Origin of the sequence: Pseudomonas sp. SC3(2021), from assembly GCF_019856535.1 — a bacterium.
GTDB classification, from domain to species: Bacteria; Pseudomonadota; Gammaproteobacteria; order Pseudomonadales; family Pseudomonadaceae; genus Aquipseudomonas; species Aquipseudomonas monsensis.
Genome location: NZ_CP082236.1, coordinates 4,928,811 through 4,942,670 on the forward strand (window position 1 = coordinate 4,928,811; position 13,860 = coordinate 4,942,670).

A 13,860-nucleotide genomic window follows, 5' to 3' on the forward strand; every position below is an offset into this window, starting at 1 on the left:
CCATACGGTCTGTGTGAAAACCGACCGTCGGCCGTTTGTCGGGTCTTTAACTGAAGACCACCAAACCCTGTGGGAGTGAGCTTACTCGCGAAAGCGGTGTGTCATTCGACATCGATGCTGACTGACACGACGCCTTCGCGAGCAAGCTCGCTCCCACAGGTATTGTGTGACCCTTATAAGCAGCAAACTCGCCCCCACAGGGGATGGAGGCTTAGAATGGCCGGCAGGACCATTCCCGCCTTCACGAGACCGCGCATGACTTTCGATTTTGATCAGGTATTCGACCGCCACAACACCGGCAGCACCAAGTGGAGCCGCTACCCGGCCGACGTGTTGCCGATGTGGGTCGCTGATATGGATTTCGCCGCACCGCCGGTGGTGATCGAGGCACTGCAGCAGCGTCTCCTGCACCCGCTGTTGGGTTACAGCGTGGCGCAGGACAACCTGCGCGAGGCCATCGTTGCCGACCTCTGGAACAAGTTCGCGTGGCAGGTCAAACCTCAGGAGCTGATCTTTCTGCCGGGCGTTGAGTCCGGTTTCAACATGGCCTTGAAAGCGCTGGTGCAGCCGCAACAGAACGTCGTGGTGCAAGTGCCCAACTACCCGCCGCTGCGCCATGCGCCGGGCCACTGGGGATTGAACAAGGTCGAGCTAAAATTCGTCGCACAGGCTGACGGCACTTACTTGACGCCCTTGGAGGGCTTGCGTGAATCACTGATCGGTGGCGGCGCGCTGCTGCTGAGCAACCCGCACAACCCGATCGGCAAGGTGTTCGGCCGTGAAGAACTGCAAGCGGTGGCGGATATCTGTGTTGCCCGGGACGCGTGGATCATCTCCGACGAAATCCACGCCGAGCTGTGCTTCGACGGTCGCGTGCACATCCCGACCGCTTCCCTGAGTCCGGAAATCGCCCGCCGCACCATCACCCTGATGTCGGCGAGCAAGGCCTACAACATCGCCGGTCTCAAGACCTCGTTCATGATCATCCAGGACGCCGCCCTGCGCGAACGCGTCAACCACGCCCGCTGCGGCATGGTCGACAGTGTCAACCCGCTGGGCATGGAAGCCACCCGCGTCGCCTACAGCGAAGCCGGGCCGTGGCTGGCCGAGTTGAAAACCTATCTGCAGGCCAACCGTGACTGGCTGGTGGACGCCGTGCGCCGCCGGTTGCCCGGCGTGACCCTCAACGTGCCGCAGGGCACGTATCTGGCGTGGCTCGATTGCTCGGCGCTGGACCTGGCCAATCCTCAGCAGTTCTTTCTGGAACAGGCCAAAGTCGGCTTGAGCGCCGGTCTGGACTTCGGCGACCAGCACCAACAGTTCGTGCGCCTGAACTTCGGCTGCCCGCGTTCAATGCTCGAAGACGGTATTGCCCGGATGGAGCGAGCCCTGGCTGACCGCAATACCTGAAAACACTTTGATTGATGTGGGAGCTGGCTTGCCAGCTCCCCAAATCTGATCGAACTCACGGCAAACCGCCCGGGTCAACCTCTCATACCTGCCATGAGACCCGGAGATTTGCGATGACCGACTATCCAACCCCCCCCTTCCCCAAACAGGCCCAGGCGGTGCCCGGCGAGCAAGGCAAAATGCAGCCTTATCCCGACTGCGGCGAACAAAGCTATGTCGGTTCCGGCCGGCTGGCCGGCAAGATTGCGCTGATCACCGGCGCCGACAGCGGTATAGGTCGCGCCGTGGCGATTGCCTTTGCCCGTGAAGGCGCAGACGTCGTCGTGGCTTATCTCGATGAGCATGACGACGCCAAAGAGACCGCACGCTGGGTCGAGCAGGCCGGTCGCCAGTGTCTGTTGTTGCCCGGTGACCTCGCGCAAAAGGCCCACTGCCAGGCGCTGGTCGACCAGACCATCGAACGCTTTGGCCGCATCGACGTGCTGGTCAACAACGCCGCGTTCCAGATGACCCACGAAACCTTTGAAGAAATCCCCGACGAAGAATGGGTGATGACCTTTGACGTCAACATCACCGCGATTTTCCGCTTGTGTCAGGCGGCGATCAAACACATGCGCCCCGGCGCGTCGATCATCAACACCAGTTCGATCAACTCCGACTTGCCCAAGCCGACCCTGCTCGCCTACGCCACCACTAAAGGCGCGATCGCCAACTTCACCGGTGGCCTGGCCCAGATGCTCGGGCCGAAAGAGATCCGCGTGAACTGCGTGGCACCGGGGCCGATCTGGACCCCGCTGATCGTCTCGACCATGCCGGATGAAGAAGTCCAGAATTTCGGCAGCGAAACCCCGCTCGGGCGCCCCGGGCAACCAGTGGAAGTGGCGCCGATCTATGTGCTGCTGGCGTCGGACGAAGCCAGCTACATCACCGGCCAGCGCTACGGCGTGACGGGTGGCAAACCGATGCTCTGATTCCGCGCTATCCACACAGCAACACGACCCGCAGGCGTTGCCGAAGGCTGCGCCTGCTCACAACGGCAGTCACACCCAATATCCAAGGCGGCATCTTATGAGCTTTACCGTGTGGGTCGCCGTGCTGGGCGCTGTGCTGTTGACCCTGGCGCTGACCTCGTCGTACCTGCGCTGGATGCCGGTGACCACATCGGCGGTCTGCCTGCTGCTGGGGATCGGCATCGGTCCCAGCGGCCTTGATCTGTTGAAACTGTCGCTGGACGACGCCTCGTTATGGATGGAGCACCTGACGGAAGTCGCGGTGCTGTTTTCGCTGTTCGTCTGCGGCCTCAAGTTGCGCTTGCCGCTGCGCGACAAACGCTGGCGGATAGCCTTCGGCCTCGCGGGCCCGGTGATGGTGCTGACCATCGCCGGGGTATGCCTGCTGTTGCATTGGGGCTTGCAGCTACCGTGGGGGCCGTCGCTGCTGATCGGTGCGATTCTGGCGCCAACCGACCCAGTGCTCGCCGCCCTGGTGCAGGTCAATGATGCGCGGGACGTCGACAGTGTGCGGTTTGGCCTGTCCGGTGAGGCCGGGCTCAATGACGGGATCGCCTTCCCTTTTGTGATTCTCGGGCTGTTGCTGATTCACGCTGACGGCACGGCTGGCGACTGGCAGGGTTGGGTCTTGCGCAATCTGCTGTGGGCCGTGCCCGCCGGCCTGTTGACCGGTTACTGGATGGGCCGCGGCATCGGCCGTGTGACCCTGTTGCTGCGCATCCACAATGACGACAGCACCCTGAGCCCCAACGACTACCTGGCGTTGTCGCTGATTGCCCTGGCTTACGTCGTTGCCGAAGCCATCGGCGGCTACGGCTTTCTGTCGGTCTTTGCGGCCGGCCTGGGCTTGCGTCAGGTTGAAGTGAAATCCACCGGCGCCAGCCAGCCGCCGGCCGAACACCTGGTGCAACCGGTGGTCGGCCACCAGAACGTCGAGCCGCAACACGCGATGCACGGCGATACCGAACGGCTGGAAAGCAGTCAGGTCGCAGCCGGCATCATGATGGGCGATATGCTGTCGTTCGGCAGTCTGGTGGAACGGGCCATGGAAGTGTTTCTGGTCACCCTGCTGGGCGTGGTGCTGATCGCGCACTGGGATTGGCGCGCGTTGCTGGTCGGCGGTGTGTTGTTCTGCCTGATCCGTCCGGTCTGCGTAGCACTGATGCCGTGGGGTGGCCTGTTGCTGGGGCGGCAACGGCTGTTGATTGGCTGGTTCGGCATCCGCGGTATCGGCAGCCTGTTCTACCTGTTTTATGCGTTGAATCATGGCCTGACCGACGCTGTCGCCACGCTGTGTACCGACCTGACGCTGTCTGTGGTGGCCCTGAGCATTTTGCTGCACGGGGTCAGCACCCAGCCGATTCTTGCCCGCTACGAACGACGCCAGAAAGCTCTTTTATAGGAGCAGCCTGCGGTAGCTCCTCCCGCGGAATGACAAGGTTAAAAATCCTGTGAAAAAAAATGGATCGCTGCGCGACGCTTGGCGGTCACAACGTTAACCCCTCGCCGAGCCCCTCGGCGGGGCCTGGCAGGTTCGGTTCCCCTGCGGCGAAACGCCTATGAAAAGGAATCCCGAAAAATAAGGTTACGGTCATGAAAGAATGCTCGACTCCTGCGCAAATCAAGGCTTGCAGAGCGCTGGCTCTGGAACGCAATCGCCAATTGTTCGAAGAGGCGCAGGCGCTGAACCTCGCGGCTCACGAACTGCTGGAAAGCCGAGAGATGGATATGGAACAGTTTGAACACTATCGCGCGTTACGGCGTAAAGCCGACCTGAAGTTTGCCGATGCGATCGAGCATTTGTGCGTGCTCAACGAAGACTTCCCGCCGATCCCGATGTCGCCGCACAACTCGCAGGGATTGCGTCGCCAGCTTGAAATTGCCGAGTGACCCCTCGCCCCAAAAAGCAGCCCGGCAATCAGTGCCGGACTGCTTTTTGCCTGCTGATCAACCGCCCGGATTGGTCACCTGAATAAACACCGCATAACTGCCCAGCAATACCCAGAACGTGGCAAAGATCCACGGGGTGCGCACCGAGAACAGCAGCGACTTGCGGTACCCCTTGTGGCTCGACTCCATTTCGCTGAACAGCGGCGACTCGTCATATGCCAGTCCCATCAAGGGCTCGCTGTGCAACAGATGGCTCTGTTTGAAGTGCCAGTGATCAATGATGTCGTACGCGGCGCGAATGCCCGGCCAGGCATTGAGCGAACTGAGCAGCCCGAGCAGCGCCAGAAACGGCGGCACCACCAGGGTGAACAACTTGCCCCATTCCGGGTTGAGGTTGGCCATGCACGAGGCAAAGGCAATCACCAGAAACGACTGCGCCGCCAGGTAGGCGTCGGTGCGATTGGCGAGGATGCTGGTTTCGTACTGGATCTCCCGGCGATAGAAATCCAGCCGCTCCTTGGGCGAACCGAACATCTTGGCATTATGTTCGGTCAGGGTTTCTTCAGCGGTCGGCTGGGTCAATATGCGAGGCAAGAGACGCACGCTCCGGGGTAGGGAAAACGCTTAGAAGCGCGCGTTTGCAGACAAGTTCAGCCGGATTGCCCGCCGGGTCATTTCATTGCCTGGGCAATCACTTCCACCAGATTCAACTGGGTAAACGGCTTGGGCAGACGCGGCAGTTGCGCGGCGAAGCCTTCGAGCCGTTCGGCGTAACCGGTGGCGAGGATGATCGGCAGGTCGGGTTTGAGCAGGCGCACGGCGTGGGCCAGTTGTGCGCCGCTCATGGTCGGCATGGCCATGTCGGTGATCATCAGGTCGATGACTTCGCCCTCATCGAACAGCGCCAGCGCCCTGGCGGCGGACGTGGCATTGATCACCCGGTGCCCCAGGTCCTCGAGTAACAGGCTGGTGCTGGTCAAAACCAGCGAATCGTCGTCCACCACCAGTACGCTGAGCCGTGGTACTGCAATCGGTTCGACCGGCAGCCGCGAGGGTTTGGCCGTCACGCCCTCGCCGATCACCGGCAACCAGAGTTCGGCCGCCGTGCCGTGGCCTTTTTCGCTCTTGAGGACAAAGCGCCCACCGAGTTGCTCGATGAAGCCGTGCACCATCGACAGGCCCAGGCCGGTGCCCTTGCCCAGGCCCTTGGTGGTGAAAAACGGATCCCTGGCCTGGGCCAGGGTTTCTGTGTCCATGCCCTCGCCGCTGTCGATCAGGCTCAGGCACACATAATGCCCCGGTGTCAGCGCCGAATAACTCTGTTCAAGCACAACTTCCGGCTGCGCACTGATCACCACTGTGCCACCGTCGGGCATGGCGTCGCGGGCGTTGGTCGCCAGGTTGAGCACGGCCAGTTCCAGCTGGTTGCTGTCTGCCAGCACCGGCGAAAGGTCCGGCGCAAAGCGTGTCTCGATGTGAATTCCTGGCCCCAGCGAACTGCGTAACAGCCCGGTGATGCCTTGCACCAGTTGCGGAATATCGACCGGTTCGGTCTTGAGTTCCTGCCGGCGTGCGAACGCCAGCATGCGCTGGGTCAGCGACACACCGCGCAAGGCGCCCTGGGTGGCGTTCTCCAGCAAGCGGCTGATTTTCGGTTCGTCACCGATGCGTTTCTGCAGAATTTCCAGATTGCCCAGGATCACCGTCAGCAGGTTGTTGAAGTCATGGGCGATGCCGCCGCTGAGCTGACCGATGGCCTGCATCTTCTGCGCCTGGAACAACGCCTCGCGGGTCTTTTCCAGGGCCAGTTGCGCCTCATGGGCTTGCGTCACGTCACGCGTGATCTTGGCAAACCCCAGCAGCGTCCCGGTTTCCCCGCGAATCGCATCGACTACCACGTGCGCGAGAAAACGCGTGCCATCCTTGCGTACGCGCCAGCTCCTGTTCTCGAAGCGGCCTTCGCGGGTGGCGATTTCCAGGGCCCGCGCCGGCTCGCCGAGTTCACGGTCTTCGGGGGTGTAGAAAACCGAAAAATGCTCACCGATGATTTCTTCCGGCGTATAGCCCTTGATGCGTTGTGCACCCTGATTCCAGTTACTGACGCGGCCTTCCGGGCTGAGCATATAAATCGCGTAGTCGGTAACGCCTTGCACCAGCAGGCGGAACTGCTGCTCACTTCGCTTGAGGGTTTCCTCGGCCATTTTGCGATCGGTCAGGTCGCGGGTGATCTTGGCGAAACCGAGCAAGCGGCCATCCGGCGCGATGATCGGGTCGATCACCACGTGGCACCAGAAATTCGTGCCGTCCTTGCGCACCCGCCAGCCTTCGCCTTCATGCCGTCCTTCGCGGACCGCCGTATCCAGCGCCCGCTGCGGCAATCCGGCAGCGCGATCGTCCGGGGTGTAGAACCTTGAAAAGTGCTCGCCGAGAATTTCCGCCTCTTCATAGCCCTTGAAGCGTTTCGCGCCGGAGTTCCAGCTGGTGATGATGCCGTCGGGGTCGATCATGTAGATCGCGTAATCGACCACCGCATCGATCAGGAGCCGAAATCGCATCTCCTCCATCGCCCCGGTCTTGCTGTTATCGCTCATTCCACTCACCGCACACTGATATGAGCAGGAGTATGCGTGAATCCGTCGATTTGGGAAGCGGCGGGCTCGTTATCGATCGCCCACCAGCGCGGCAGCAGTTGCTGAATGCGATGCTCGGCAAAGCGATCGTCGATCAGCATCACCACGCCGCGATCCTCGCGGGTACGGATCACGCGACCGGCGGCCTGCACCACTTTCTGTACCCCGGGAAACAGGTAGGTGTAGTCGTAGCCGGCGCCGAAAATCGCCGCCATGCGCTGCTTCATCTGTTCATTGACCGGGTTGAGCTGCGCCAGCCCAAGGGTGGCGATGAACGCACCGATCAGGCGGGCGCCAGGCAAGTCGATGCCTTCCCCGAAGGCGCCGCCCAGCACCGCAAACCCGACGCCCTGGCTGTCGGCGGTGAACTGATCGAGGAACGCCTGACGCTGACCTTCGGCCATGCCCCGTGATTGCTGCCACAAGGTGATGTGGGGGTGCCGTTCGGCCAGCAACTGCGCGACCTGTTGCAAGTAGTCAAAGCTGCTGAAGAACGCCAGATAGTTGCCCGGCCGTTCGCTGAACTGGCGAGCGATCAGCTCGACGATGGGCGCCAGCGAAGCCTGGCGATGGTTGAAGCGCGTCGAGATGCGGCTGACGATGTGCACCTGCAACTGCTCGGCGCTGAACGGCGACTCTACGTCGATGCACACGGTATCGGCGGGTGTCCCGAGCAGGTCGGCGTAATAGCGGCGCGGGCTGAGGGTGGCGGAAAACAATACGCTGCTGCGCGCCGCTTTCAGGCGCGGGCCGATGAACGCGGCCGGCACCACATTGCGCAGGCACAGTTGCGACAGCGGTCGCTTGCGATCGAGGTCGCGCTTGCTGATGTCGAACAGATAATGCTCGTCGTACAGCTCCGCGACCCGGCCAAATTGCAGCAGGTCGAAGTAGACATTCTGCAAACCGCTGTCGAGCCCTTGCGGGTGATCGTTGAGGTAATCGCCGATGGCCGCGCAGCACAGCGAGATCGCTTGCAGCAGTTTTTCCGGCGCCTTGTCGTAGGCCTGATACGGCGCCAGTTGCGGCGCATGCAACGCGTTCCACTCGCGGTTGACCCGTTGCAGGACGTTTTTCAGCGCCTGCGGGGCGGTTTTGCGCACGCTGCCGAAGGTGCCCTGATCCAGACTGGCGCTGTACATCTGCCGGCCGCGCTCCACCAGGTTGTGCGCCTCGTCTGCCAGGACGGCGACTTTCCACTGATTGAGCTGGGCCAGCCCGAACAGCAAAGCACTGAAGTCGAAATAATAGTTGTAGTCGGCTACCACCACGTCGGCCCAGCGGGCCATTTCCTGGCTCAGGTAATACGGGCAGACCGAGTGTTGCGCGGCGACGTCGCGCATGGCCGCCTGATCAAGCAGGTTGATGCGACTGGCCGCTTCGCGGGCGGCGGGCAAACGATCGTAGAAGCCTTGCGCCAGGGGACAGGACTCACCGTGACAGGCCTTGTCCGGGTGTTCGCAGGCCTTGTCCCGGGCGACCATTTCCAGGACCCGCAAGGGCAATGTCGGCGTCTGATCGAACAACACCTGACTGGCGTCCAGCGCCAGTTTGCGCCCGGGGGTCTTGGCGGTCAGGAAGAACACCTTGTCCAGTTGCTGCGGCGCCAGCGCCTTGAGCATCGGGAACAGGGTGCCGAGGGTCTTGCCGATCCCGGTCGGCGCCTGGGCCATCAGACAACGACCGGTGCTGACGGCCTTGAACACCGATTCGGCCAGGTGCCGCTGGCCGGGGCGAAAACCGGCATGGGGAAAGCTAAGGTGCTGCGCCGCTCGATTACGCGCATCACGGTGCGCCATTTCCTGTTCGGCCCAATGCAGAAACAAGCGGCATTGGTGCTCGAAGAAGTCCTGCAGGGTCTTGGCGTCGAAGGCTTCGACCAGGCAGGTTTCCTTCTCGCTGACGATGTCGAAATACACCAGCGCCAGGTTGATCTGCTGCACATCGAGCTTGCGGCACATCAACCAGCCGTAAACCTTGGCCTGCGCCCAGTGCAATTGCCGATGATTGGCCGGTTGCTTGCTCAGGTCGCCACGGTAGGTTTTGACCTCTTCGAGGCAGTTTTGCGCCGGGTCGTAGCCATCCGCCCTGCCCTTGACCTTCAGTTGCAGGTACTCGCCTTCCAGCGCGACTTCACTTTGATACTGCTCGCTACGCCGCGAAGCCACGGTGCGATGCCCGGCAATGCCTTCCAGCGCGGTGGGGGACGGTGTGAAACGCAGGTCGAGGTCGCCGCATTTCGCGGTGAACTCGCACAGTGCGCGCACGGCAATGCTGTAGCTCAAGCGCTCTGCTCCGCCCATTGCACGTAACACACGGCAACCGGCATCTGGTGTTGATGGCAGAACTCCAGCCAGCGCAGCTGGTTATCCTGCAAGCGGTCGCCGGGGCCTTTGACTTCGATCATCCGGTAAGTTTTGTGCTGCGGCCAGAACTGGATCAGGTCGGGCATGCCAGCACGATTGGCCTTGATGTCGAGCAGCAGCCGGTTGAACCAGTGTTTCAGGTGTTCGGCCGGCAGACAGGCCAGTGCCTGCTCCAGCAAGGCTTCATTCAAGGCGCCCCAAAACACGAATGGCGACTGGATGCCCCACTTGGCGACAAATCGTTCGCGAATGGTCTGCGCATAGCGACCATCGTCGAGTTCAGCCAGACAGGCCTGGAACAGTTCGGCGCGGCGTTGCTGAAAGTCTTCATTCAGCAGATCCACAGGCCCGCGCTGGAACGGGTGAAAGAATGCGCCCGGCAGCGGCGCAAAAATCGCCGGCCAGCACAACAGGCCGAACAGCGAATTGATCAGACTGTTTTCCACGTAATGCACCGGGCCATCGTCGTCGTGCAGATGGGCCTGCACGTAGTACTCGACCGACAACCCCGGATCGCTACGCAGCAGCTGCAGATCCAGGCGCTCCACCGGTCTGGCCGCCACCCGTTTCAATGGCGGACCACCGAGTTTGCGCCGCAGCCGTGGCACGATGCGTTGCAGGCCTTGTTGTTCGGCAGCACTCTCCACGGCCTGCTCCGCCACAGTGGCGAGTTCCAGGGCCAAGGCGTATTCACCGCAGCGCTCCAGCACCCGAATCATGCGCAATCGCGCGCCCGGGTAGGCACAGTCGCGGTAGATGTTCAGGGCCAGGGCAAACTCGGTGGTGCGCTCGCAATACTGGGCGATCTGGAACAGCACCTTGCCACGCCGCCGTTGCAGCCACGGGTTATCGAAATGCATGGCGCTGACCTGCTCGACAATGATCGCCAACGGTTCTCCGGCCTCGAAGCGCAGCTGGCAGGTGTGCAGAAACAGGCAGGCGTCAACGTCCTCGCGGCTGCGCAGACCACGGGAATCGGCGCAGAACTCGACTTTTTCGTAGGTGAAGATCCCGAGGTCGGCGAGGACGAACTCCGACCAGTCCTGGTACAGGTTGCCGAAGAACATCAGGCGCAAGCGGTCGCACAGGTCCATGATGGTCAGGCTGAACAGACGCTCGGCGAGCAACGGTGCCCAGTCGCACAGGCGGCGGGTTTCCGGGAACAGCCCGGCGAGTGCGGGCAGCCAGTCGTCCTTGCGGCCCTTGGGTTGCTCGATGAACGCGGCGAACGCTTGCAGGATTTCGGCCTTGAGCAACACCTCGAACACCTCGGCCAGCGCCAAGGGGGCGTGTTCATCCAGCCAGCCATGCTCCAGCAACGGTTGCGCAGCCTCGGCGATGTCACCGATCTCGGCATAAGCGAGTTTGCCGGCACGAAAATGCACGCCCTTGCGCATCACCATGCGCACCAGCAAACCTTGCGACGGTTTGGGCAATGCCTTGAAGTCGCGAATGAAGGCGTGCTCGGTTGCGCTCATCACATCGGCATAGCGCAGCTCAAGCCAGTCAAGCACTTGCCGGAAGTTGTTGAGGTAATAGAACGGATCGTCGAGGGGATTGGCAGTCACGGAAATTCAGGGCCATGGCGAGCGAGTACTGGTTATGCGTACAGATACCAGCTCTGCCCCGTCCGGTGCAAACGGAAAAGGATCAGTGGCATTTTTTGACCGGCGCATCGAACTTTTTCCCGCGTGATGGCACCAACCGCGTTAGAAGACCGACATTGCTCGGTATCACATGGAACGAGGATCTAGAAGTGGGTATGAAAATCAAGACGCTGGGCATTCCTCTGGCAGTTGCGGCTTTGCTGACTTTGGGCGGTTGCTCGACCCAGACCGTGGTCACCCTGCAGAACGGCACTCAGTATTTGACCAAGGACATGCCGAAGACCAAAACCAAGGACGGTTTCTATGAATTCGAGGATATTTCCGGGGCCAAGGTGAAAGTGCGCGCCGATGAAGTCGCCACTGTTCGCGAAGAAGACTGACACCCTGCTGCCGTTCGTTCCCACGCTGTGCGTGGGAACGATCAAGATCGCCGCCTCGGCAGCTCCTGCACAGGCGTCTCGGGTTATTCGAACGCGGGCATGCCCGGGATGCTGTTGTCGCAACTGAAGTAGCTGCCGCCACGTCGTACCAATTCGCCTTGCAGGCGCTGGCAACGCTCCAGGTCCTGCTGGGCCATGCGGTCAATGCTCGGATTGCCGGTGGTTTGCGGCGGTGGTTTGCCGTCACCCAGGCGAATGGTCACGAAGGGCTGTTCGGGCTGGATCTGAAAACGGCTTTTCTCCTCGACCGGCTCGACCGCTTTGGTCTTGGCCGGGCTCGGCAGTTGCTCGCTGCTGATGCCGTAACGGCTCAGAATCGAGGTTTGAGGCAGATCGGCCCAGACATTGGCGGAACACAGCGCCAGTCCGACGAAACCGATAGACCCCTTGAAACTTCTCACGTGTGAATCTCCTGTACTCAATGGCGGCTAGCTATAGAACGTGTGTGCACGTGCTGGCTTTAGGCCGCTTTTCCTGTTTGCACAGGGTTTGAGTCAGAGAATGGCCATCGAGTCACTTCCAGCACCCGATTGTGGCGAGGGAGACAGCGCCCTCGCCACAGGTTGTGGGTTGCCAATCAATATCAGGCGATCACGATACCGTCGGCACTCAAGCTATTGAGCGCAACCCCGACCAGCGTCACCGAATCATTGCCAAACGTCAGCACCGTGTCCTGCCCCACTGTCGCGGCATGGGCACGCAAGTCGTCGGTCGGCAACACCCCCTGCACGCCCAGGAACACCAGTTTGTCGTTGGACGTAAACCCGACCACCCGGTCCTGGCCGAACGCCCCGTTGAACAGGAACGTGTCCGCCCCGCCACCCGACTCCATCAGGTCGTTGCCGGCGCCACCGACGAAGACGTCATTACCGGCGCCACCCACCAGATGATCGTTGCCATCGAGCCCGAACAGCCAGTCACCGCCAGCATGCGCCTTGAGCGTGTCCGCACCGCTGGTACCTTTGACGCTCGACTCATACCCGGTGAGGTTGTTGCCGACCTTCAAGCCGCTGCTGGTGACGCTGTGGGTCACGTCGTCCTTGAACAGCCCCCAGAGGAAGCCCGGCTCCTTGGTGACGATGCTGCCGATATCGCGGGTGATGCTGATCCCGCCTTTGGCATCGCGGATGTACAGGTTGCCGGCGCCGTCGTTGGCAAAGTCGAAGGTGTTCACCGATTTCTGCAAGTCGAGGGTGTTGTTGCCGGCGCCGCCGAGGATGACGTTGTAGCCGCCACTGTCGCGGAAGGTGTCGTTGCCGGCGCGGCCCTCCAGATAGTCGTTGCCACTGCCGCCCTGGATCAGGTCGTTGGCGTCGCTGCCGATGATAAAGGTGCTGCCCTTGTGGGTTTCGGCATTGCGATTGAGGTCCTGCACCCAGGTATTGGCGCGCGCCGGGTCCGACAGGTTGGCGACGATGATCGTCGAGTCCTTGCTGGTCAGGTCGTAGAACTTCGACTCGATGATCCGGTTCATGCCGTCGCCGTAAGCAGTCGGCAGGTGTGAGATCCAGGTCGGGATGTTGAGGATCGAGAACGGCAGCAGATTCCACGCGGTCGAGGCGTAGTGATCGTTGAAGCTGACGATGTTGTCGGTGGCCGATTCCTTCGGCGCGTCGTGCACGCCGATCGAGGCGCCGGTGAAATTCGAGCCGTCGAGGGCGCGGAATACCGGATCGTTTTCGTAACCGACGTTGAGCACCTTGTCGGTGCTGCTCTGGGTCGGCGAGGCGTAGGCGATGTAGTTGGAATCGGCGAAAAACCCGCCCCATTTGCCGCCGCTCAGGTCGGCCATGCTGTTGACTGCCAGCCCGCCGAGGCTGTGGCCGCTGACCAGCACGTCCTTGCCGGTCAGGCCGTTGGCCTTGGCGAACGCCACGACATCACTGAGCAGGTTGCCGAAGGCTTCACCGACGTAGTTCCTGGCGTAGTCCTTGGGACCGAACGCCGCCAGCAGGTCGTTGATCACATCGCCGATGGAGTCGAGGATCAGGTTTTCCCGCGGGCCGCTGGTCCCGCGAAAGGCGATGCCGATTTCGGTCAGATGGCCCTGGGCGTCGTACTTGCCGAGGATTTCAACCTGCGCGGTAGCGTAACCGGCCTTCTCGCCGAAGAAGGTGCCGCGTGCGTCGGTCTTGCCTTCATACCCCAGTTGCGACGCGGTGATCGGCGTCCAGCCGGCCTTCTTCACGGCGTCGAGGGCGAGTTTTTCCGAATCGGGGTTCCACGGAATGCCGGGGATAACCCCCTGGGAATCCGTGCCGCCCAGCAACGCCGTGACCAGCGTGGCCGGCAGGCCAAGGCCGAAGCCGTTGTGCTGATAACCCGTGGCAAAGCCGTTATCGAGGTTGTGGTAGGAATACAGCGTGATCGCCATGGCGTCGCTGAACAGCGCCTTGGAATCGGCTGTGCCGAAGTTTTTGTAGTCAAACACACCCATTGCTATTGCCTCTCTTTTGTTGGAATTGTCAGAGATAGCTCACAGCCAGGGCGCCCCTTGGGGGACGCCC

At 61.6% G+C, this 13,860-nt stretch carries 11 protein-coding genes; 5 read left to right on the forward strand and 6 right to left on the reverse strand.

Features of this window, described 5'->3' with window-relative positions:
- The first annotated feature begins 255 nt into the window (after positions 1–255).
- The 4 genes from K5Y35_RS22025 to K5Y35_RS22040 all read left to right on the forward strand — a co-directional run bounded on the left by K5Y35_RS22025 (position 256) and on the right by K5Y35_RS22040 (position 4,310).
- Positions 256–1,410 (forward strand): MalY/PatB family protein, encoded by a 1,155-nt coding sequence (locus K5Y35_RS22025; protein WP_222832940.1) that lies wholly within the window; start codon positions 256–258, stop codon positions 1,408–1,410.
- A 113-nt stretch (positions 1,411–1,523) separates the two neighbouring features.
- Positions 1,524–2,381, forward strand: coding sequence for a glucose 1-dehydrogenase (locus tag K5Y35_RS22030; RefSeq protein WP_222832941.1), 858 nt, complete (start codon positions 1,524–1,526; stop codon positions 2,379–2,381).
- 97 nt (positions 2,382–2,478) lie between these two features.
- The gene (locus tag K5Y35_RS22035) at positions 2,479–3,822 is read left to right on the forward strand and encodes a cation:proton antiporter (RefSeq protein ID WP_222832942.1); all 1,344 of its coding nucleotides are present in this window, start codon (positions 2,479–2,481) and stop codon (positions 3,820–3,822) included.
- 191 nt (positions 3,823–4,013) lie between these two features.
- On the forward strand, positions 4,014–4,310 hold the full coding sequence (locus K5Y35_RS22040; protein WP_123468620.1) for a hypothetical protein: 297 nt from the start codon (positions 4,014–4,016) through the stop codon (positions 4,308–4,310).
- Positions 4,311–4,367: 57 nt separating this feature from the next.
- On the opposite strand, the gene K5Y35_RS22045 is transcribed toward K5Y35_RS22040, so the two are convergent.
- From K5Y35_RS22045 to K5Y35_RS22060, 4 genes are all read right to left on the reverse strand, one after another.
- Positions 4,368–4,904 carry a hypothetical protein gene (locus K5Y35_RS22045; protein ID WP_064118033.1) on the reverse strand — a complete coding sequence of 179 codons (537 nt, stop codon included), beginning with the start codon at positions 4,902–4,904 and terminating at the stop codon, positions 4,368–4,370.
- Positions 4,905–4,981: 77 nt separating this feature from the next.
- Complete coding sequence (locus K5Y35_RS22050) at positions 4,982–6,901, reverse strand: PAS domain-containing sensor histidine kinase (RefSeq protein ID WP_222832943.1); 1,920 nt, start codon at positions 6,899–6,901, stop codon at positions 4,982–4,984.
- 5 nt (positions 6,902–6,906) lie between these two features.
- The gene (locus K5Y35_RS22055; RefSeq protein WP_186745262.1) at positions 6,907–9,225 is read right to left on the reverse strand and encodes an ATP-dependent DNA helicase; all 2,319 of its coding nucleotides are present in this window, start codon (positions 9,223–9,225) and stop codon (positions 6,907–6,909) included.
- Positions 9,222–10,874: a VRR-NUC domain-containing protein gene (locus K5Y35_RS22060; protein WP_222832944.1), complete on the reverse strand. Its 1,653-nt coding sequence runs from the start codon at positions 10,872–10,874 to the stop codon at positions 9,222–9,224. Before K5Y35_RS22060 ends, K5Y35_RS22055 begins: the two co-directional genes overlap by 4 nt.
- A 194-nt stretch (positions 10,875–11,068) precedes the next feature.
- On the opposite strand from K5Y35_RS22060, the gene K5Y35_RS22065 reads away from it, so the two are divergent.
- Positions 11,069–11,293 carry a YgdI/YgdR family lipoprotein gene (locus K5Y35_RS22065; protein WP_222832945.1) on the forward strand — a complete coding sequence of 75 codons (225 nt, stop codon included), beginning with the start codon at positions 11,069–11,071 and terminating at the stop codon, positions 11,291–11,293.
- A gap of 83 nt (positions 11,294–11,376) precedes the next feature.
- Here the strand turns inward: K5Y35_RS22065 and K5Y35_RS22070 are convergent, their stop codons facing one another.
- Positions 11,377–11,754, reverse strand: coding sequence for a hypothetical protein (locus tag K5Y35_RS22070; RefSeq protein ID WP_222832946.1), 378 nt, complete (start codon positions 11,752–11,754; stop codon positions 11,377–11,379).
- A gap of 182 nt (positions 11,755–11,936) precedes the next feature.
- A complete protein-coding gene (locus K5Y35_RS22075) occupies positions 11,937–13,790 on the reverse strand; it encodes a polyurethanase (protein WP_222832947.1) in 1,854 nt (617 codons plus the stop codon).
- Positions 13,791–13,860: the final 70 nt, after the last annotated feature.